Source organism: Mesorhizobium kowhaii (assembly GCF_042431665.1).
Lineage (GTDB): Bacteria > Pseudomonadota > Alphaproteobacteria > Rhizobiales > Rhizobiaceae > Mesorhizobium > Mesorhizobium kowhaii.
The window spans coordinates 168,321-188,549 of sequence record NZ_JBHLYT010000176.1; the positions used below are offsets into that span (position 1 = coordinate 168,321).

Consider the following 20,229-nt stretch of genomic DNA (forward strand, 5'->3'; position numbering starts at 1 on the left):
CCGGACCGGAACAATAGATGGGTGGCAGCGGCCAAAGCTCGCCGCGCCAGCAGGATCACGCGCATGACCGATATATCAGATGCAGCAAAATTGACCGATCGCGTCGCGGCTTTGGTCGAAGCTGCCAAGAAGGCTGGCGCCGACGCCGCCGACGCGGTGGCCGTGCGCAGCCGCTCGACCGGTGTGTCGGTGCGGCTCGGCAAGGTCGAGGGCACCGAATCGGCCGAGAGCGAGGATGTCTCGCTTCGCGTTTTCGTCGATGGGCGGGTCGCCAGCGTCTCGGCAACCGCCGCGTCCGATCCGGCAGCCCTGGCCGAGCGTGCCGTGGCTATGGCGAAAGTGTCGCCGCAGGACCCCTATCAGGGGCTGGCCGACCCGGCATTGCTTGTGAAACAGACGCGCGATCTCGACCTGTTCGACGCCACCGAGGTGTCGGCTGATCAATTGAAGGAAGCAGCACTTGCGGCGGAAGCGGCGGCACTTGCGGTCAAGGGCGTGACCAATTCGGCCGGCGCCAGCGCCGGTGCCGGCCTCGGCGGCCTGGTGCTGGCCACCTCGCACGGCTTCCTCGGCCACTATGTCGGCTCGCGTTTCTCGCGCTCGGCCAGCGTCATTGCCGGCGAGGGCACCGGCATGGAGCGCGACTATGAATTCTCGTCACGCCAGCATTTTGCCGATCTCGATGCGCCTGAAGACATCGGCCGCAAGGCCGGCGAACGCGTCGTGCGCCGCATCGGCGCGCGCAAGGCGGCGACCGGGCCGATCGACGTGGTGTTCGACCCGCGCGTCGCGCGCGGCATCGCCGGCCATCTTGCCGGCGCCATCAATGGTGCCTCTGTCGCACGCAAGACGTCGTTCCTGCGCGACATGATGGGCAAGCAGGTGGCCGCATCCGCGATCACCGTCACCGACGAGCCGCTCAGGCAGCGCGGCCAGGCCTCGCGCCCGTTCGACGGCGAAGGCATCGAGGGCGAAAAGCTGTTGATGGTCGAAAAAGGCGTGCTCAACCACTGGTTCCTGTCGACATCGGCCGCGCGCGAGCTGGGCCTCGTCACCAATGGGCGCGGCGCGCGCGGCGGCTCCTCCGTCTCGCCATCCTCGACCAATCTCGCCATCGAACCGGGCGAACGGTCGCCCGAGGACCTGATCGCGTCGCTCAAGACCGGTTTCTACGTCACCGAAGTGTTCGGCCAGGGCGTTGACATGGTCACCGGCGAATACAGTCGTGGCGCTTCCGGCTTCTGGATCGAGAATGGGGCGCTTGCCTATCCGGTCGCCGAGGTCACCATCGCCTCGAACCTGAAGACCATGTTCCTCAACATGGTGCCGGCTGATGACCTCGACCGCAATTTCGGCACCGCCGCCCCCACGCTCCTGATCGAAGGCATGACCCTTGCCGGAGCATGACCTGATCTCTGCCGGTGCCCCTCCCGGAGCCACCGGGGATCTGCCACTGCTGCGCGATGCTGCCCGCGAGGCCGGGGTCATCGCCATGCGCTATTTCGGCAACAACCCGCAAGTCTGGATGAAGGGCGGCACATCGCCGGTCAGCGAAGCCGACCATGCCGCCGACGCCTATCTGCGCGAAACGCTGCTTGCGGCGCGGCCGGACTATGGCTGGCTGTCGGAAGAAACGGCCGACGATCCGGTGCGGCTTTCGGCGCGCCGCACCTTCGTCGTCGACCCGATCGACGGCACGCGCGGCTTCCTGGAAGGCCAGCGCACCTGGTGCGTCAGCGTTGCCGTCGTCGAGCATGGCCGCACGCTTGCCGGCGTGCTGGAATGCCCGGCGATGAACGAGACCTACTGGGCGCTGCCCGGGCAGGGCGCCTTCCGCAACGGCAAGCGCATCGCGGTGCGCAAGCTGGCGGACACGGCCGAGATTTCCGGGCTGAAGCAGTTGACCGACCTGATGCCGGCCGACTGGCAGGCGCGGCTGAAGCGGGCGCCCTACAGCCCTTCGCTCGCCTATCGGCTGGCCATGATCGCCAATGGCGCGCTCGATGCCACTTTCGTCAAGCCGAACGCGCATGACTGGGACATAGCCGCCGCCGATCTCATTTTGCGCGAGGCCGGCGGCCAGTTGCTCGACCAGCATGGCCGCGCGCCGCTCTATGCCGGCGAGGTGACCCGCCATGGCGCGCTCGCCGCCGGAAGCGGTGAACTGCTGGCCGTGCTCGCCGGCGTCATTGCCGGGCTGGATGCGTGAAAGCGTTTTCGAAGGTTCCAAAGTCGACGGCTTTGGTCTAGACCTGTCACAAACTCACGATATGTGAAGGACCGACATGGCCGCGGAAGACGGAAAAAAACAGCTGTTGCACCTGGTGTTCGGTGGCGAACTGAAGAAGCTTGGCGGCACCGAATTCCGCGATCTCGACGGGCTCGACATTGTCGGCATCTATCCGGACTATCAATCCGCGCACACGGCGTGGAAAGCCAAGGCGCAAGCCAGCGTGGACAATGCCCACATGCGTTATTTCGTCGTTCATCTGCACCGGCTGCTGGACCCCGATAACAAGGCTGTCGGTTGACTTCGATGGAGCATGATCTGGCGAAAGAGCCAGCCACCGAGGCTACGCCCACAGGCAGGGGCCGCAGCCGCACGACCAAGGCCTTCTGGCGCAAGGTTCGCGAACCGCTGGCGCAGTCACGATTCGTCAAGAACGCCATCGCCGGCCTGTTCGCCCAGTTCGTGCGGCTGGTGCGCCTGACCAATCGCGTCGTCGAGGGATCGGCGCGGTTTTCGGGCGGCGCCTACACCGAGTTCGAGCCCGGCATCATCGCTCTGTGGCACGGCCAGCATCTGCTGACGCCAGCCTACTATCCCAAGCGCAAGCCGCTGGTTGCCATGGTCTCGCGCAGCGCCGATGCCGAGCTCAACGCGCTGATGCTGCAGAAATTCGGCATCGAGGCGGTGCGCGGTTCGGGCGGGCGTGAGAATGCCAGGCATCTCGACAAGGGCGGGGCAAAAGCGCTCATCGCCCTGAAAAAGTCGCTCGCCGCCGGCAAGAACGTCGCCATGATCGCCGACATTCCCCACGGCACGCCGCGTGACGCGGGGCTTGGTATCGTTCTGCTGGCACGCCTCTCCGGTCGGCCACTCCTGCCCGTCGCCATCACCACCAGCCGCCGCAAGGTGCTCGAGAAAAGCTGGGACAAGACCACCATCAATCTGCCGTTCGGCCGCTCGTCGATCGTCATCGGCACGCCGATCTTCGTGCCGGCCGGCGCCGATGAAGCCGAAATGGAGCGCAAGCGCCAGGAAATCACGGTCGCGCTCAATGCCGCGACCGCCGAGGCCTACCGTCTCGTGGATGGTCGGCGATGAGCGGTCGCTGGGCGCGAGCCATGTTGTCGGCATACCGTTTCGCCGGTGCCGCGGCCTATCCGCTGGTCGGGCCCTATGTCGCCTGGCGCACCTCGCGCGGCAAGGAAGACCGCAGCCGCCGCCGCGAGCGCTACGGCGTCGCCGGCCGCCCGCGCCCCGAGGGGCCGGTGATCTGGATCCATGCGGCGAGCGTCGGTGAGACCTTGGCCGTCGTGCCGCTGGTCGAAAGCATTCTCGATTACGGCGTCAACATCGTGCTGACGACCGGCACGGTGACCTCCGCGCAGGTCGTCGACGAGCGGCTCGGCGATCGCATCATCCACCAATATGTGCCGCTCGACCTCAAGCCGGCGGTCAGCCGGTTCCTCGATCACTGGCAGCCGGATCTGGCGATCATCGCCGAATCCGAGATCTGGCCGATGACCATTCTCGAGCTTGGTGCGCGCCGCGTGCCGCAGGTGCTGGTCAATGGCAGGCTGTCCGACCGCTCGTTCACCTCGTGGAAGAAACGGGCCAACATCGCCGAGGCGCTGTTCGAGAATCTCGCCCATGTCGTTGCCCAGTCGGATGTCGACGGCGAGCGCTTCCGTTCGCTCGGCGCCCGCCCGGTCACCGTGTCGGGCAACCTCAAGTCCGATACCGCGCCGCCGCCTGTCGACGAACGGGTACTGGCGACGCTGCGGCGGCAGATCGGCGCGCGCCCGACCTGGGCGGCGATCTCGACCCATGACGGCGAGGAGGTGGTCGCCGCCGAGGTTCATGCGATGCTGCACAAACGCCACCATGGTCTTCTGACGATCGTCGTTCCGCGCCATCCCGATCGCGCCGAGGCGCTCGCGGCACAGATTTCCGGCATGGGCCTGAACGTCGCGCGGCGCAGCAAGGGCGACAGGATCGCCGCCGACACCGACATCTTGCTTGGCGATACGATCGGCGAGATGGGGCTCTATCTCAGGCTGACCGAAATCGCCTTTGTCGGCCGCTCGCTGACCTCGGAAGGTGGCCAGAACCCGCTCGAGCCGGCCATGCTCGACACGGCGGTTCTCGCCGGGCGCAATGTGCAGAATTTTCGCGAGGCCTACCAGCGCCTGCTCGACAGCGGCGGCGCCAAGCTGGTGCGCGATCGCGACATGCTGGCCGGCGCCGTCAATTTCCTTCTGACCAACGAAGTGGCGCGTCACGAGATGATGGCGGCGGGTGTGGCGACCGTCGACGAGATGCGCGGCGCGCTGGCGCGCACGCTGAAATCGCTTGAGCCCTACATCCAGCCGCTGGTCGTCAAGTCGCGCCTGAAGGGCGCAAACGGGCGCTAACGTGGCTTCCGAAGCACCACCATTCTGGTGGGAAGAGCCGGACTGGCGGGTCCTGGCGCTGTCACCGCTGTCGGCCATCTATGCCCTCGCCGCCGGCCGCGGTATGCGGCGCGCCCGGCGCGAGAAGATCGAGGCGCCGGTTCTGTGCATCGGCAATTTCACCGTTGGCGGCACCGGCAAGACGCCGGTGGCGATCGCCTTGGCCGAACAGGCCAAGCGCATGCAGCTCAAACCCGGTTTCCTGTCGCGCGGCCATGGCGGCTCCTTCGCCGAGCCGCATGTCGTCGACGCGCATCACGACAGCGCCAGGCATGTCGGCGACGAACCGCTGCTCCTGGCCGAACACGCGCCAGTGGCGGTGACGCCGAACCGCGCCGCCGGCGCCCGGCTGCTGCTGGAAAGGCACGGCTGCGATTTCCTGATCATGGACGATGGCTTTCAGAGCGCGCGCATCCACATCGACTATGCGCTGGTCGTCGTCGATGCGCGCTACGGCATCGGCAATGGCCACGTCATTCCGGGCGGCCCGCTTAGGGCCAAGATCGTCGACCAACTGGTCTTCACCAGCGGGCTGTTGAAGATGGGTGAGGGCACCGCCGCCGACGCCGTGGTCCGCCAGGCGGCACGCGCCGCCCGCCCGATCTTCGAGGCCCATACCGAATCGAACGGCAAGCAGGGGCTTGCCGGCAAGCGGTTCCTCGCCTTCGCCGGCATAGGCCATCCCGAAAAATTCTTCGACACGGTGCGCGAGGCCGGCGGCGAGCTGGCGTTGACGCGGCCGTTTCCGGACCATCATTTCTATGGAGAGGACGAACTCGCCGAACTGGCGGCGACGGCGCGTGCCGAAGGGCTCGGCCTCATCACCACCGCCAAGGACGCCGCGCGGCTGCGGCACGGCGCCCCACAGGACTTTCTCGACCGGCTCGAGGTCTTGGACATCAACACGGTTTTCGAGCTTGATCGCGTGCCCGAACGCATCATCGAGGAGACGCTGGATGCCTGGCGCCAACGCAAGCTGAAGGGCTGATCCACCGTCTGTCGTTCTGAAGTGCGTTGCTGTTTTGCGACAACGACTTGCGCAAACGTCAACCCCGGCTGCGCAACTCCGGATGCACCTCGATTTCGCGGCGCAGCGAAGCGGCGGCGTTGATGTAGGGCTCTTGCCTGGCGACGCTCCAGTATTTCAACTCATCGAGCGGGATGCTTTCGCCGGTCACCGCGCAGCGCACGAAAGCGCCCGGGCTGGTAACCTGGAAGTCGCCATCGAGATAGCGGATACGGGCTTCCTTGCCGCCAGGGCCTTCGAAACGGTTCATCATGCAGCGGCGCCAAGGTTCATGAGGATTTCATCGCCATAAATTGGCGGCAAGGTCAAGCGTATGACAAGCCTGAGACAACATTGAACCTGTATTCTTGGGTGGAAAATTGCTGTTGTCGGGGCACTATGGACATTTCCTCCGCCCGTCTTGCCGCCCTGCTTAGGGAAGCCATGACGCCGCAGGCCGTGCCGTCGGCAAAGGCCGATCCGGCTAAAACGGCACTGGTGAAGGCGCTGGTGGCGTCGCCGGCGCCCTCCGGCGCAGCCGTGCGACCCGTGGCGACACCGACTTTGCCGATGCTGTTGCAGGCGACAGCCGCAAGAGCGCAGCAGACGGTCTCGGCCGAAGTAATGCAGGCCTATCTGGCGCTCGCCGAACCGGACGGCGACACAGCCGGCGACGCCGCATCGGTGGCCACTGCGGCGAGGAGACCAGCGGATGGCGACACTGCGCAACGTGGCTTGGCGCTGCCTCCGGCAAGGGGCGATGAGGGTGCCACCCCAAGGCCGGCAACCTTGCCATGGCTACCGCTTTTCGCATCCGAGCTGTTGCCGTTGCGCCGTACCCCGGCCGGCGATGCTGAGGCCAGGCGAGGGCGTGCAACCGCCCGGCCGAGCGAAGCGGCCCAGCCCGAAAACAGGCAGACGAGTGTTGGGTTGATGTCGCTGACTGCCGGGCTGTTGGCCGCGGCGGTCGTCGGGTTCGTTCTGCTGGCGCTGCTCTAGCCTTCAGCCTCGATAAAGGCTTCCATCTTTTCCATGCCAAGTCCTGCCTGCACCGCGATACGGCGCGCCAGTTCTGCCGCTGCGGCACGTGGCCGTCCCATCGGCCGGTCGAGCCAGTAGGACACCGGATTGAGCGCTGTGCGCTCGTCGACAGCGGTGATGCGGCCCGACTTCAGTTGATGCCCTGTCAGGGGTGGGCGCGCCAGCGCGATGCCGAGCCCATAGGCGGCGGCGTCGAGCACAAGATTATAGTCCTCGAAGCGCCGGTCCTGCGGGCGCGGGCGGTAATCCATGCCTTGCGCGGCAAACCAGGCGCGCCAGGCCGAAGCGTCGGAATCGTTGATCAGTGGAAATTTGAGCAGCCGGGCAGGGTCGCCGCGGCCGATCTCGCGGGCAAGCTCGGGCGAGGCGACGGGAAAAACATGTTCCTCGAAAAGCTGCACCGAGACGCGGCCCGGAATGCCGCCGCGTCCACAGCGGATCGACAGGTCGATGCCTTCGTCGGCAAGGTCGGCCTGACGGATATCGACATCGAGCACGATGCGCAGCTTGGAAGGATTGTTCTCCAGTGCGGCCATGCGCGGCATCAGCCACAGCCCGCTGACCGAGGGGATCGAGGTCAGCCGCACCACGGCGGTACCACGCGGCTCGACCCAGCGATCGGAATGGGTCGATATCAGCGCGAAAGCTTCCGCCGTGCGCAGATGCAGCCTGTTGCCTTCGATCGTCAGCGAGACACCGCGCGCGCCGCGATCGAACACTTTCAAACCCAGCCAGTCCTCGAGCTTGGCGATCTGCCGGCTGACGGCGCCATGGGTAATGTTGAGCTTTTCGGCCGCGGCCGAAAAGCTGCCCGTTCGCGCCGCCGCGTCGAAGGCGCGCAGCGTTTCGAGTGGCACCATTGTGTCGGAGCTGTGATCCATAGTCACAGCTGATCCTCGATTTGGTCGTTTGTCAACCCGCCCGAAAAGGCGTTTTCTGCATTTCAGGGCACGAGAACACGAGGACAGTGAGATGAGCGCAATGACCAGCACGTTGAATCCGACACAACGGATGGACACCACGGCAGCCGTGGCCGTGGCGCTGACGGTGGTTGGCTGGGCCTCTGCCTTTCCGGCCATCCGCGCTGGCCTTGCCGCCTTCGGGCCGCTGGAACTCGGTGCGTTGCGCTTTGCCATCGCCGCGGTGCCGGCGGCGATCTTCCTCGCCGTCAAGCGTCCGGCACTGCCCAGGCTCGACGAATTGTGGCGCCTGGTCTTTGGCGGTGCCATTTTCGTGGCGCTGTACACGGCAATGCTCAATTTTGGTGAACTGACCGTTTCGGCCGGCGCCGCCGGCTTCATCATCAATGTCAGCCCGATCTTCACCGCCATCATGGCGATGGCGCTGCTCGGTGAGCGCTTCTCCAGCATGGCATGGGTTGGCACCGCCATTTCCTTCGCCGGCATCGGCATCATCGCCGTCGGCGATGGGCATGGCCTGCATTTCAACGCCGGGGCGCTGCTGGTGCTGGGTTCGGCGCTCTGCTCGGCCGTCAACACCATCGTCCAGAAGCCGCTCTTCGCCCGCCACCATCCGCTGACCATTTCGGCTTCGAACATGGTGCTCGGCGCGCTTTGCCTGGCACCCTTCCTGCCGAGCGGCTTTGCCCAGGCAGCGGTCGCCAACACAGCCGGCCTCGGCGCCGTGATCTTTCTCGGCATCGTGCCAAGCCTGATCGCCTATGCCGCCTGGGCAACCGCGCTATCGCGCCTGCCGGCCGCACGTGCCTCGAACTTTCTCTATCTGGTTTCACCGATGTCGGCCCTGATCGGCTTCTTCTGGCTGGGCGAAGTGCCGATGCTGCTCGGCATGCTCGGCGGTGCATTGGCGCTCGGCGGTGTCATCGTGGTGAATTTGAAGAGGTGAAACAGAGAGTTGGAGTCGTTCTTTGACCCGAAAAGAGCCGCTAAAAAGCGGCTCTTTTCGGACCCCCACCCCGCTGCTTCGCAGCGACCCCCCCACAAGGGGAGGGTAAGGCTAGCTCACTACCTCCCCCTTGTGGGGAGGTCGGACCGAAGGTCCGGGTGGGGTCTGCGCCGTGCGGTCCTCTACTACCTTCGCCCGAACAGCCTTTCGATGTCGGCGAGCTTGAGCTCGATGTAAGTCGGCCGCCCGTGGTTGCAGGTGCCGGAGCCGGGCGTCGCCTCCATCTGCCGCAGCAGCGCGTTCATCTCCTCGGCTTTCAGCAGTCGGCCGGAGCGCACAGAGCCGTGGCAGGCCATGGTTGCCGCGATCTTGTCCAGCCGTCCTTTGATCGTCTCGACCGTATCATTGTCGGCGATCTCGTCGGCGAGGTCGCGCACCAGTTGCTGGACATTGGTCTCGCCAAGCATTGAGGGCGTTTCGCGCACCGCGACCGCACCCGGGCCAAAACGCTCGATGCCGAGGCCGAAGCGGGCCAGCGTCTCGGAATGCATCGCCAGCCGTTCGGCATCTTCTTCCGGCAGGTCGACGATTTCCGGCAGCAACAGCATCTGTGATGGCACGGCGCGCGAATGCAGCGCATTCTTCAGCGCCTCATAGACCAGCCGCTCATGCGCCGCATGCTGGTCGACGATGATGAGCGAATCCCTGGTCTGCGCCACGATGTAGTTCTCGTGCACCTGCGCGCGCGCCGCACCCAGCACCGCGCCAAGCAGCGTCTCCGCCGCTTCGCTCTGCCCGGCACGCGCATCGGCGCTGGCAAGCGGGCCGGCATCGAACGCCGCCTGCTCGTTTTCATGCAAGCCGCGCTGATCGAAGCCCTCAAAACCCATGTCGAGCGGCCGCTGCGGCGAGCGCGCCGGATCGAAACCGGCTGGGCTGGAGGCATGGTATGAAGCCTCGTAGCTGCGATGGCCATTTGCGGGCCCGCCGTGGCCGTAGGATGCGGCACCAGGCCGGAACGCCGCCATCATGCCGGCGGCCCCCGTGGTGGCGGCGCGGATACCGGAATCGGCGAGTGCTTGCCGGACAGCGCCGACGATCAATCCGCGCACCAGTCCGGGATCGCGGAACCGCACATCGGCCTTGGCCGGATGGACATTGACGTCGACAATGGCCGGATCGAGCGTCAGGAACAGCACCGTCACCGCATGCCGGTCGCGCGGCAAGACGTCGGCGAAGGCGCCGCGAATGGCGCCGGCAATCAGCTTGTCGCGCACCGGGCGGCCATTGACATAGGCATATTGCTGCAGGGCGTTGGCGCGGGTGAAGGACGGGATAGACACGTGACCGGTCAGATGCACGCCTTCGCGCATCGCGTCGATGGCAATGGAATTGTCTGGAAAGTCGGCGCCCATCACCTGGGCGACGCGGCGCAGGCTGCCTTCTGCGCTGTCGTCGGTCGCCGGCAGTTCCAATGTCGAGCGGTCGGAACCGGCCAGCGTGAAACGCACGGCGGGAAAGGCGATGGCGATGCGCTTGACCACGTCGCTGGTGGCAGAGCTTTCGGCGCGCTCGCCCTTCATGAATTTGAGCCTGGCCGGCGTGGCGAAGAACAGGTCGCGCACCTCGACCGTGGTGCCACGATTGGCGGCCGCCGGCCTGACGGGCAAGACGCGGCCGCCCTCGATGCCGATCTCGGCGGCGCTGTCACTTGTTGCCGTGCGCGAACGGATCGACAGCCGCGACACCGAGCCGATCGACGGCAGCGCCTCGCCGCGGAAACCGAGCGAGCGGATGTCGTGAATGTCCTCGGCGAGCTTGGAGGTGCAGTGACGCGCGATCGCCAGCGCCAGCTCCGGCTCGGGAATGCCGGAACCGTCATCGGTGACCCGGATCAGGTTCAGCCCGCCGCCGGCGGTGACGATCTCTACCCTGACAGCACCGGCATCGAGCGCATTCTCGACCAGTTCCTTGACCACGCTTGCCGGACGCTCGATGACTTCGCCGGCGGCGATCTGGTTGATCATCGTTTCGGAGAGCTGGCGAATGGGCATGGGAGCACTATAGGCGGATTCGGAGCAGATGCGGAAGCTTTCGATGCCGGCGGGACAGCACCTCCTCACGCCTGCGCGGCCAGCCAGTCGCGCACCTTGCGGGCATTGTCGCTGAGTTCGCGGTTCTTCGGCCAGACGACATAGAATGCCTTGCCGGTCTTCATCACATGATCCGTCACCGGCACCAGCAGGCCCGATGCCAGCAGCCGCGAGGCGAGATGCCGCCAGCCGAGCGCGATGCCTTGCCCTTCCATCACGGCCTGGATCACCAGGGCATAGTCGTTGATGCGCAGGCCCCGCGCGGCATCGCTGAGGCTAGCGCCGGCCGACTCGAACCATTCGTCCCAACTGGCTGCCTCTCGATAGGGCTCCTCCAGATGGATGAGACGGTGCGTGGCCAGTTGCTCGACGGTCTGCGGCAGGCCGAACTTCGCCAGATAGCTTGCGCCGGCCACCGGGAAGATTTCCTCGTCGGCGAGCGCCAGCGAATGATAGTCCGCCCAGTCTCGGGGTTCGCCGCCGCGCACGCCGAGCGGGATGCCTTCGGCGATGATGTCGAGGTCGCGGTCGGCGGTCTGGATGCGCAGGTCGATGCCCGGCAATTCGTCGCGGAACTGCTGCAGGCGCGGCATCATCCAGAAGGAACCGAACGCCGTCGACGCGGCCAGCGTCACATGACCGCCGGTCGCCTGCAGGCGCAGGTCCTCCGCCGACTTGCGGATGTGCGAAAGGCCGAGCGACACGTCGGCATGGAAGCGCTCGCCGGCCTCGGTCAGGACGACCTGGCGGTGGCGGCGCTGGAACAGCTGGGCGCCGAGCTGTTCTTCCAGCCCGCGCACCGCATAGGAGACGGCGGCCTGCGTCATGCCGAGCTCGCGCCCGGCGGCGGTGAAACTCGACAGCCGTCCGGCCGCCTCGAAGACGATCAGGCTGCCGGCGGAGGGCAAGAGGTGGCGCAGGCTTCGCATAAGCTCAGCTTATACAAGAGATCAGGATTTTCCAGCGTCACATCAGCATTTTGTCCAATTAGTCTGGTCTCAATGAGTGGAATGGAGTTGCCATGAACGCACCGGCCGCCGAGACGACGATCGAACCCGCCAAACGCCGCGAACGCGGCGGTGGCCGCGTCGCCCGACGTGAGCTGCGTTCGCATGGCTCCGAGGGGCTCAGCCGGCCTTACATCGTTCGCAACATCCCGACCTACGACATCCTGTCGGAAGAAAACCTGCTGCGCATCGAGGCGACCGCCGACCGGATCCTGGCCGAGATCGGCATCGAATTCCGTGACGACCCGGTGGCCCTGGCGCACTGGAAGCGGGCAGGGGCCTCGATCGATGGCGTGCTGGTCAAATTCGAACCCGGCATGCTGCGCGAAATCCTCAAGACCGCGCCGGCGAGCTTCACCCAGCATGCGCGCAATCCGGCCAATTCGGTCGAGATCGGCGGCAAGAGCGTTGTCTTCTCGCCGGCCTATGGCTCGCCCTTCGTCATGGATATCGACAAGGGCCGCCGCTACGGCACGATCGAGGATTTCCGCAACTTCGTGAAGCTGGCGCAGTCCTCGCCCTGGCTGCACCATTCCGGCGGCACCATTTGCGAGCCGGTCGACGTGCCGGTCAACAAGCGCCATCTCGACATGGTCTACAGCCACATCAAATATTCCGATCGCGGCTTCATGGGCTCGGTGACGGCAGAGAGCCGCGCCGAGGATTCGATCGACATGGCGCGCATCGTCTTCGGCCGCGACTTCGTCGACCGCAATTGCGTCATACTCGGCAATGTCAACGTCAACTCGCCGCTGGTCTGGGACGCGACGATGACGACGGCGCTGCGCGCCTATGCGCGCGCCAACCAGGCGGCGGTCATCGTGCCCTTCATCCTGGGCGGCGCCATGGGGCCGGTGACCAATGCCGGCGCCATTGCCCAGTCTCTCGCCGAAACCATGGCCGGCTGCGCGCTGACCCAGCTCGAACGGCCGGGCGCGCCGGTCATTTTCGGCAATTTCCTGTCGTCGATGTCGCTGCGTTCGGGGTCGCCGACCTTCGGCACGCCCGAGCCAGCGATCGGCTCGATGGTCATCGGGCAACTGGCGCGGCGGCTGAACCTGCCGCTCAGATGCTCCGGCAATTTCACCACCTCGAAGCTGCCCGACGCACACGCCATGAACGAAGGCACCATGTCGATGCTGGCGGCCGTGCATTGCGGCGCCAACTTCATCCTGCATTCGGCCGGCTTCCTCGATGGGCTGTTGTCGATGTCCTACGAAAAATTCGTCATGGACGCCGACTTCTGCGGCGCGTTGCACACCTACCTCGATGGCGTGAAGATCGACGACAACCAGCTGGCGCTCGACGCTTTCAGGGAAGTCGGGCCAGGCAGCCATTTCTTCGGCTCGGCCCACACCTTGGCCAATTACGAGACGGCATTCTGGGATTCGGAGATCGCCGACAACGAGCCCTATGAGAAGTGGGAGGCGGCCGGATCGGAAGATGCCGCCATCCGCGCCAACCGGCGCTGGAAAAAGGCCCTGGCCGAATATCAGGCGCCGCCGCTCGATCCGGGGATAGACGAGGCGTTGCAGGACTTCATGAGTCGCAAAAAAGCCGATATGCAGGATGCGTGGTATTGATAGCTTCAAGCCATCAAAAGCCGGAGATTCTGCATGAGACGGACAGTGCTCGTTGCCGCCCTTTCGATAGCCTTGCCCTCAGCCACCTTCGCCGGACCAGCGTCCGACGCGGTGAAGTTCTTCTATGTGCCGGCGGTCAAATTCGAGGCCGACGAGCAATACCGGGATCGGTTCACCGAGCCGGTGACGAACCTGTTCAACCTGAACGACCAGGCAACGAAAAAGAACCCGGACGAGGTCGCCTGCATCGATTTCGATCCTGGCCTGGACGCCCAGGATTTCGATCAGAAGACTGTCTCGAAGACGCTGAAACTGGCCGAGAAGCTGGATGGTGACAACGCCGAGGTTACAGCATCATTCAGCCTTTTTTCGGAAGGCGATGGTTCCAAACGCGACATGGTCTGGTCGCTCAAGAAGATCGACGGCAAGTGGAAGATATCCGACATCGCCTCCAAGACCAGCGACTGGAAGCTCAGCGCGCTGGAATGCATGGCCGGCCAGACGGCGGAGTGATGCGATGGCCCGCCGCCCGTTCCTGGCACTGTCGACTGTGTGCCTGCTGGCGGCGGGCCTGAGCGCCGCCGCGGCGCAAGGGCTGTTCGGTGCGCCGCCGGCAAATGCCCCGACCGACAATGCGACAGGCGACAGCGGTGTGCCGCCTGCAAATGCGCCCGGTGGTGCGGTGGAACCCGCAACGCCACCAGTTGCAGGGCCGCCCAGCGAGCCCGCCGCGCCCATCCAGCCGGGATCGCCGACAGCGGTGGTGCGGCCGTTTTACGATCAGGTCGGGCTCGAACTCGATCCCGCACAGCGTAGCCATTTCACCGATCCGGCGAAAACCGTTCTCGACAAGAGCGACGCCTTGCTCAAATCCGGACAGGGCGAATGCCTCGACCCCAACATGGCGCTCGACAATGCGGACTATGACAAGGCCGAGATCGACAAGAGCCTGAAGACGCTTGAAGCGATCAATGGCGACCAGGCCAAGGTCATTGTCGCCTTCGTCGTCGCCGGCAATCCGCACCGGCTGGAATGGAAGTTCAGGAAGGTCGACGGCGACTGGAAGATATCGGACCTGTTGTCGGTGACCGGCGAATGGGCGCTCAGCCAATATCAGTGCGAGTAGGGAACCGATGAAGATCACCAATATCCGTGTCACCCACGTCAACGTTCCGCTCGACGCGCCGTTCTGGTGGACGGCCGGTCTCTATGGCGGCGCCTCGAAGTCGATCATCGAGGTCGAGACCGACGAAGGCGTGGTCGGACTGGGCGAGGCCCCGTGGTGGCACTTCGGCGAGGTGATCAAAGCCGAGATCGCGCCGGCGCTGATTGGTGCCGATCCGCTCGACATTGCCGATTGCGAGGCGCGCTGCGTGCCGCCGTGGCAGATCACCGCCAATACTGGCGAGAACGCCGCCTCGGTGGCGTTTGGCGCCGTCGAACTGGCGCTGTGGGATATCAGGGGCAAGGTCTTCGGCATGCCGCTCTACAAGGTGCTTGGCGGCGCGGTGCGCAAGGACATTCCGTTTTCGGAATATTTCTCCTTTCGCGCACCACAGAATGGCGCGGGCGGCGAGATGACGCCCGAAGCGATCGTCGATTACTGCCTGAAGATGCGGGAAGAGCATGGTTCGACGATCTTCGAGGGCAAGCTGATCATGGGCGATCCACAGCTTGAAATCAGGACCGTGCGGATGCTGCGCGAAGCGCTGGGTGAAAAGGCGCAGATCAAGCTCGATTCCAACATGCAATGGTCGCTGACCACGGCGCGCTGGGTGCTGCGCGAGATCGAGCCGTTCAACATCCGCAACTACGAGGATCCGGTCGCCACCTTCGAGGAGATGGCGGCGCTGCGCCAGCACTCGCGCATTCCGTTCTCCACGCACACTCCGGATCTCAGGCGGGCGGTTGCGCTCGGCGCTCCAGATTACTTCGTCTGCAATTTCGCCGCCCTCGGTGGTCTGTCGAAAACCTTGAAATTCATCGCCGCCTGCGAAGCGATGGGCAAGGGCTTCTGGTGCTACTCGAACGATCTCGGCATCATGACATCGGCCTATTTGCATGTCGTGGCGGCAACGCAGTGGATCACCGAAGCGTCGCAGTCGCTGTTTGCCTGGCAGATCGGCGACGTGATCAAGGACGGTCCGTTCCGCCAGACCGGCAACACGGTGCGTGTGCCGGAAGGCCACGGGTTGGGGGTCGAGCTCGACCCCGCCGCAATGAAACGCTGGTCCCAGCACTTCGCCGAGCATGGCCCGATGCACCATTTCAGTGACCCGGCCATGCCCGGTCGCTACCGGCGTCTGCCCCTCAACTGATGCAGTCCCGATCGTCCAGACGTGCTTGCTCAGCCGCGCCCGCGATAGGGCGCCACCCCGGTGTCGGGCAGCCAGGCGCCTTCCGGCGGCGCGCCGGTCTGCCAGAACACGTCGATCGGAATGCCGCCGCGCGGAAACCAGTAGCCGCCGATGCGCAGCCACAGCGGCTTGGTCGCCGCCACGATGCGGCGGCCGATCATGACGGTGCATTCTTCATGGAAGGCGCCGTGGTTGCGAAACGAGGTCATGAACAGCTTCAGCGACTTCGATTCCACCAGCAACGCATCGGGTGCGTAGTCGATGACGATATGGGCGAAATCCGGCTGGCCGGTGACCGGACACAGCGAGGTGAATTCCGGGCAGGTAAAGCGCACGATGGCCGGCGGACCGTCGCCGCGCGTAAACGGCACGGTCTCCAGGACCGCCTGATCGGGGCTCTGTGGCGTCTCGACGTGTGCGCCGAGCTGGGTGAGGTTCTTGGTGACGGTCATGGGCAGCATTCCTTCGATTTTGCCGCTCATTAGCATCGGACTGAAAAGTGCGCAGCGGTTTTCAGATGAATCCGATGATTAAATAGGAGCATCGGACCGAAAAGTGCGCAGCGGTTTTCGGATGAATCCGATGATTAAATAAGATCTGAAGCAGCCCATGCTGCTTCAGCACAATTTGAAACAGCAGGAAGACGATGACCAGCAACGATCCGCTTCTCCAGCCCTATCAGCTCAAGCATCTGACGCTGAAGAACCGGGTCATGTCGACCAGCCATGAGCCGGCCTATTCGGAAGACGGCATGCCGAAAGAACGCTACCGCCTCTACCATGCCGAAAAGGCCAAGGGCGGCATGGCACTGACCATGACCGCCGGTTCGGCCATCGTCTCGCGCGACAGTCCGGCCGCCTTCGGCAATCTGCATGTCTATGACGACAGGATCGTGCCGTGGCTGGCTGAGCTTGCGGACGCCTGCCACGAGCATGACTGCAAGGTGATGATCCAGATCACCCATCTCGGCCGCCGCACCGGCTGGAACAAGGCAGACTGGCTGCCGGTGCTCTCGGCCTCGCCGGTGCGCGAGCCGGCGCATCGCGCTTTCCCCAAGACCATCGAAGACTGGGACATGGAGCGCATCGTCGCCGACTATGCCTCGGCCGCCCAGCGCTGCCAGGCCGCAGGCCTCGACGGCATCGAATTCGAGGCTTACGGCCATCTGATCGACGGCTTCTGGTCACCGGCCACCAACCAGCGCGACGATGAGTTCGGCGGCTCGCTCGACAACCGCTTGCGCTTCACCAACATGGTGCTCGATGCCGTGCGCGCCGCGGTCGGCGAGAAATTCGTCGTCGGCATCCGCATGGTCGCCGACGAGGATTTCGAGAAAGGCCTGTCGAAAGAGGAGGGCGTCGAGATCGCCAGACGGCTGGCCGGTTCCGGCAAGGTCGATTTCCTCAACATCATCCGCGGCTCGATCGAGACCGATGCGGCGCTGACCAGGGTCATCCCGGTGACCGGCATGCGCTCTTCGCCGCATCTCGATTTCGCCGGCGAGGTGAGGGCGGCGACAAAATTCCCGACCTTCCATGCGGCGCGTATTTCCGACGTCGCCACCGCGCGCCACGCCATCGCCACAGGCAAGCTCGACATGGTCGGCATGACCCGTGCCCACATCGCCGATCCGCACATCATCCGCAAGGTGATGGAGGGCCGCGAGCATGAGATACGCCCTTGCGTCGGCGCCACCTATTGTCTCGACCGCATCTACGAAGGCGGCGAAGCGCTGTGCATCCATAATGCGGCGACCGGCCGCGAGGCCAACATTCCGCACATTATCGCTAGGACCGAAGGACCGAAGCGCAACGTCGTCGTCGTCGGCGCCGGCGCCGGCGGGCTGGAGGTTGCACGGGTCGCAGCCGAGAGAGGCCACAAGGTGACGGTGCTCGAAGCGTCGAGCCAGGCCGGCGGCCAAATTCGGCTGGCGACACAGAACCCGCGCCGCAAGGAATTGATCGGCATCGTCGACTGGCGCCTGGCCGAACTCGACCGGCTCGGCGTCGAGATCCGCTATGACACCTGGGCGGAGAAGGATGACGTTCTGGCCCTGTCGCCAGACGTGGTGGTGGTCGCCACAGGCGGCCTGCCGCAGAACCCGCCGCTGACGGCGGGCGACAATCTCGTCACTTCGAGCTGGGACATCATGGCCGGCAGCGTCAAGCCGGCGGAAAATGTGCTGCTTTTTGACGACAATGGCGGCCATCAGGGCATGGGCGCGGCCGAACTGATCGCCAATGCCGGCTCGAAACTCGAACTTGTCTCGCCCGAGCGCTTCTTTGCCCCGGAAATGGGCGGCATGAACCACGTGCCCTACATGCGCGCCTTCCAGGAAAAGGGCGTCACCATCACCATCAACACGCGGCTGCGCTCGGTGCGGCGCGAAGGCAATCAGCTGGTCGCGGAACTGGCTTCAGATTTCGCCGACGGCTGGCGCGGCGAGCGCAGGGTCGACCAGGTGGTGGTCGAGCACGGCACGCTGCCGCTCGACGATCTCTATTTGTCCTTGAAACCGCTGTCGAAGAATGGCGGCGCGGTGGACTACGAGCGTCTGGTGAGCGGCGGCGACATCTTTCCGGCGCGCAATCCAGAAGCGCGCTTCGTGCTGTTCCGCATCGGCGACGCGGTCGCCTCGCGCAACATCCATGCCGCCATCTATGATGGCATCAGGTTCGGCCTGCGGATCTGAAAATCATCATCGCGAAATTGGTGGCGCGCGGTCGGACCTGCGTACGAGAGCCCGTGTACGTCGGTCTGACCGCGCGCCCGCACGTCATCGGCTTGTCGCCAGACAACGTACGATTCTGCGAGTTGCTGCGCCTTAGACCATCCTGGCGACGGCCATGCAGAGCACGGTGACGACCAGCAGCCACGCGGCAATGCGTTCGCCCGTCGCCATTCTGGCGCGCAGTTGCGTTTCGGTTTCCGCATTCGCGCCGGCAAGCCGCCTGCTGGGCGCCCGGACCATGGCGCCGAGCACACCCGCGGCGGCGAAAGCGGCCATGATGCCAAGCGCCAGCACCATTTCCATCGAGCCGAAATAGGCGCCGTGGAAGAAATACCAGAGCAGCGCTCCGGTCAGGAAAACCATGCCGGCCGCGCCCATCTGCGGCTGGATGAAGCGCTCGGCCCGGATATCGGGATCGCGCGCCAGTGTGATCGTTGTGCCTGCCCAGAAAACACCGGCCATGACGTGAAGGCCGATAACGACGATGTAGACATACTGCACGACCGGATCTCCTCTTTCGTCCGCCATTGCCATATAGTTAGATATCTAACGATTAGGTGTCAATGTATAAACCGGAGCCAGTTCCATCGGCCTTTCCCTTGTTCTAGTGTCTTGTGATGACGCCTTTCGAACGCCCGCCAGTCGGCATGAATCTCGGCCGCACCGCCAAGCTTGTTGCCCAGGCCTTCGATGCCGCTTTGGTCGAAGCCGGCGGCACGCTGCCGGTCTGGCTTACTCTGCTGTCGGTCAAGTCGAGCAAGCTTGCCAACCAGCGTGAACTCGCCGGCATGATCGGCATCCAGGGCGCGACGTTGACCCATCATCTCAACGCGATGGAGGCGCAGGGCCTGCTGACGCGCCGCCGAGATCCCGTCAACCGCCGGGTCCACCTGGTCGAACTGACCGAGGCGGGGGAAGCGATGTTCGAGACATTGCGCAAGGCCGCGCTTGTCTTCGACAAGCGGCTGCGGGTGGGGTTGTCCGACGAGCGGCTGGCGGAGTTTGCACAGGTGCTGGCGGCGCTGCGGGCCAATGTGGAAAGCTAATGCATGTCGCCCAAAAGTGGTCCCGGTTTTGGGGCAATGACATGCATAGAAACAAAAAGGACGAGGCTCAGTCGTCGTAGCTCTTGATTGCCCCAAAGGTGTAGTGGCGCAGCTTCAGCGCGATAATCAGGTTGGTCAGCTTCGTCTTGCCGTCGAAACTGTCCTGGAACATCTCGTCATGCATCAGCAGGACCAGCTTGCGCGGTTTGACGAAGCGGCCGTAGCCGAACAGGTGATCGATCTCGCTGACCAGATGGTCGACGCTTTGCACCGGTTCGCCGCTGTCCTTGTGCACCCATTCGTGGTCCCAGCCGTAGAGATAGAAGCCTGAGGCCGCGACAAACTCATAGTCGGGCTCCTCGCGGCCCTCTTGGGCCAGGCCGAGCGAGGTGTCGTTCTTCGACATCGAGGGCAGCCTGAACACGTCGCGCCCCGGCAGCCGGGCGTGCACCACCGGCTTCAGGCCGAGCACCGCGTTTGCCCGCATCATGTCGGCGACGACGCCTTCGGTGTCGGCGTAGTAATGCTGGTAGCGGTTGTTGGCGTGGCTGTAGCTGTGGTTGCCGAGCGTAACCAGCGGAAGCTGTTTGGCGCGCTGGACGAGCGCCTCGTTGGTGGGGCTCGCTTGCGCATGCATGCCGACCATGAACATGGTCGCCGGAACCTGCTCGGCTTCCAGCACGTCGAGGATGTTGCTGGTGCCGTTCAGCGGGCCATCGTCAAAGGTGAGATAAATGGTGCGATCCGCCCCATATGCGGGGAACGCAAAAATCAACAGTGCCGCCAGGACAAACCGAAACGGTGTCATCATCCGCACTA

The 20,229-nt window shown here is 64.7% G+C and carries 21 protein-coding genes; 14 read left to right on the forward strand and 7 right to left on the reverse strand.

Features of this window, described 5'->3' with window-relative positions:
- Positions 1–63: 63 nt before the first annotated feature.
- From ACFFNA_RS37825 to lpxK, 6 genes are all read left to right on the forward strand, one after another.
- Positions 64–1,407, forward strand: a complete 1,344-nt coding sequence (locus ACFFNA_RS37825; RefSeq protein WP_111545862.1) for a TldD/PmbA family protein — start codon at positions 64–66, stop codon at positions 1,405–1,407.
- Complete coding sequence (locus ACFFNA_RS37830) at positions 1,394–2,209, forward strand: 3'(2'),5'-bisphosphate nucleotidase CysQ (protein WP_378925232.1); 816 nt, start codon at positions 1,394–1,396, stop codon at positions 2,207–2,209. The genes ACFFNA_RS37825 and ACFFNA_RS37830 overlap by 14 nt, the downstream gene beginning before the upstream one ends.
- 76 nt (positions 2,210–2,285) lie before the next feature.
- Entirely contained in the window at positions 2,286–2,531 is a 246-nt protein-coding gene (locus tag ACFFNA_RS37835; RefSeq protein WP_378925234.1) for a DUF4170 domain-containing protein, read from the forward strand.
- A gap of 5 nt (positions 2,532–2,536) precedes the next feature.
- Positions 2,537–3,328, forward strand: a complete 792-nt coding sequence (locus tag ACFFNA_RS37840; RefSeq protein WP_378925236.1) for a lysophospholipid acyltransferase family protein — start codon at positions 2,537–2,539, stop codon at positions 3,326–3,328.
- Entirely contained in the window at positions 3,325–4,641 is a 1,317-nt protein-coding gene (gene waaA / locus ACFFNA_RS37845) for a lipid IV(A) 3-deoxy-D-manno-octulosonic acid transferase (RefSeq protein ID WP_378925238.1), read from the forward strand. Before ACFFNA_RS37840 ends, waaA begins: the two co-directional genes overlap by 4 nt.
- A 1-nt stretch (position 4,642) precedes the next feature.
- Positions 4,643–5,668 carry a tetraacyldisaccharide 4'-kinase gene (gene lpxK / locus ACFFNA_RS37850; RefSeq protein WP_378925239.1) on the forward strand — a complete coding sequence of 342 codons (1,026 nt, stop codon included), beginning with the start codon at positions 4,643–4,645 and terminating at the stop codon, positions 5,666–5,668.
- Between the two features lie 58 nt (positions 5,669–5,726).
- On the opposite strand, the gene ACFFNA_RS37855 is transcribed toward lpxK, so the two are convergent.
- Entirely contained in the window at positions 5,727–5,960 is a 234-nt protein-coding gene (locus tag ACFFNA_RS37855; protein WP_111545857.1) for a DUF2093 domain-containing protein, read from the reverse strand.
- 125 nt (positions 5,961–6,085) lie between these two features.
- Here ACFFNA_RS37855 and ACFFNA_RS37860 point away from each other — a divergent pair, with 125 nt between their 5' ends.
- Positions 6,086–6,685 (forward strand): hypothetical protein, encoded by a 600-nt coding sequence (locus tag ACFFNA_RS37860; RefSeq protein WP_378925242.1) that lies wholly within the window; start codon positions 6,086–6,088, stop codon positions 6,683–6,685.
- On the opposite strand, the gene ACFFNA_RS37865 is transcribed toward ACFFNA_RS37860, so the two are convergent.
- Positions 6,682–7,608 carry a LysR family transcriptional regulator gene (locus tag ACFFNA_RS37865; RefSeq protein ID WP_111545854.1) on the reverse strand — a complete coding sequence of 309 codons (927 nt, stop codon included), beginning with the start codon at positions 7,606–7,608 and terminating at the stop codon, positions 6,682–6,684. The genes ACFFNA_RS37860 and ACFFNA_RS37865 overlap by 4 nt on opposite strands.
- 91 nt (positions 7,609–7,699) lie before the next feature.
- Between ACFFNA_RS37865 and ACFFNA_RS37870 the strand changes: the two genes are divergently transcribed.
- Entirely contained in the window at positions 7,700–8,593 is an 894-nt protein-coding gene (locus tag ACFFNA_RS37870) for a DMT family transporter (protein ID WP_378925244.1), read from the forward strand.
- Positions 8,594–8,778: 185 nt separating this feature from the next.
- On the opposite strand, the gene mutL is transcribed toward ACFFNA_RS37870, so the two are convergent.
- Together mutL and ACFFNA_RS37880 are read right to left on the reverse strand one after the other, a co-directional pair.
- A complete protein-coding gene (gene mutL, locus ACFFNA_RS37875) occupies positions 8,779–10,647 on the reverse strand; it encodes a DNA mismatch repair endonuclease MutL (RefSeq protein ID WP_378925246.1) in 1,869 nt (622 codons plus the stop codon).
- Positions 10,648–10,712: 65 nt separating this feature from the next.
- Positions 10,713–11,615 carry a LysR substrate-binding domain-containing protein gene (locus ACFFNA_RS37880; protein ID WP_111545851.1) on the reverse strand — a complete coding sequence of 301 codons (903 nt, stop codon included), beginning with the start codon at positions 11,613–11,615 and terminating at the stop codon, positions 10,713–10,715.
- Positions 11,616–11,707: 92 nt separating this feature from the next.
- Between ACFFNA_RS37880 and ACFFNA_RS37885 the strand changes: the two genes are divergently transcribed.
- The 4 genes from ACFFNA_RS37885 to ACFFNA_RS37900 are packed head-to-tail and all read left to right on the forward strand — an operon-like array spanning position 11,708 to position 15,594.
- The gene (locus ACFFNA_RS37885; RefSeq protein ID WP_378925248.1) at positions 11,708–13,276 is read left to right on the forward strand and encodes a trimethylamine methyltransferase family protein; all 1,569 of its coding nucleotides are present in this window, start codon (positions 11,708–11,710) and stop codon (positions 13,274–13,276) included.
- A gap of 33 nt (positions 13,277–13,309) precedes the next feature.
- On the forward strand, positions 13,310–13,789 hold the full coding sequence (locus ACFFNA_RS37890) for a DUF3828 domain-containing protein (RefSeq protein ID WP_378925250.1): 480 nt from the start codon (positions 13,310–13,312) through the stop codon (positions 13,787–13,789).
- A gap of 4 nt (positions 13,790–13,793) precedes the next feature.
- Entirely contained in the window at positions 13,794–14,402 is a 609-nt protein-coding gene (locus ACFFNA_RS37895; RefSeq protein ID WP_378925252.1) for a hypothetical protein, read from the forward strand.
- Between the two features lie 7 nt (positions 14,403–14,409).
- Entirely contained in the window at positions 14,410–15,594 is a 1,185-nt protein-coding gene (locus ACFFNA_RS37900) for a mandelate racemase/muconate lactonizing enzyme family protein (protein ID WP_378925253.1), read from the forward strand.
- A 29-nt stretch (positions 15,595–15,623) separates the two neighbouring features.
- Here the strand turns inward: ACFFNA_RS37900 and queF are convergent, their stop codons facing one another.
- On the reverse strand, positions 15,624–16,085 hold the full coding sequence (queF, locus tag ACFFNA_RS37905) for a preQ(1) synthase (protein WP_095086672.1): 462 nt from the start codon (positions 16,083–16,085) through the stop codon (positions 15,624–15,626).
- A gap of 194 nt (positions 16,086–16,279) precedes the next feature.
- Here queF and ACFFNA_RS37910 point away from each other — a divergent pair, with 194 nt between their 5' ends.
- Positions 16,280–18,325 carry an oxidoreductase gene (locus tag ACFFNA_RS37910; RefSeq protein WP_111545846.1) on the forward strand — a complete coding sequence of 682 codons (2,046 nt, stop codon included), beginning with the start codon at positions 16,280–16,282 and terminating at the stop codon, positions 18,323–18,325.
- Positions 18,326–18,457: 132 nt separating this feature from the next.
- Here ACFFNA_RS37910 and ACFFNA_RS37915 read toward each other — a convergent pair whose 3' ends face one another.
- A complete protein-coding gene (locus tag ACFFNA_RS37915) occupies positions 18,458–18,865 on the reverse strand; it encodes a hypothetical protein (RefSeq protein ID WP_378925255.1) in 408 nt (135 codons plus the stop codon).
- 116 nt (positions 18,866–18,981) lie between these two features.
- Between ACFFNA_RS37915 and ACFFNA_RS37920 the strand changes: the two genes are divergently transcribed.
- Positions 18,982–19,410 (forward strand): MarR family winged helix-turn-helix transcriptional regulator, encoded by a 429-nt coding sequence (locus tag ACFFNA_RS37920; protein ID WP_378925257.1) that lies wholly within the window; start codon positions 18,982–18,984, stop codon positions 19,408–19,410.
- A gap of 67 nt (positions 19,411–19,477) precedes the next feature.
- Here ACFFNA_RS37920 and ACFFNA_RS37925 read toward each other — a convergent pair whose 3' ends face one another.
- A complete protein-coding gene (locus tag ACFFNA_RS37925) occupies positions 19,478–20,221 on the reverse strand; it encodes a polysaccharide deacetylase family protein (protein ID WP_378925258.1) in 744 nt (247 codons plus the stop codon).
- Positions 20,222–20,229: the final 8 nt, after the last annotated feature.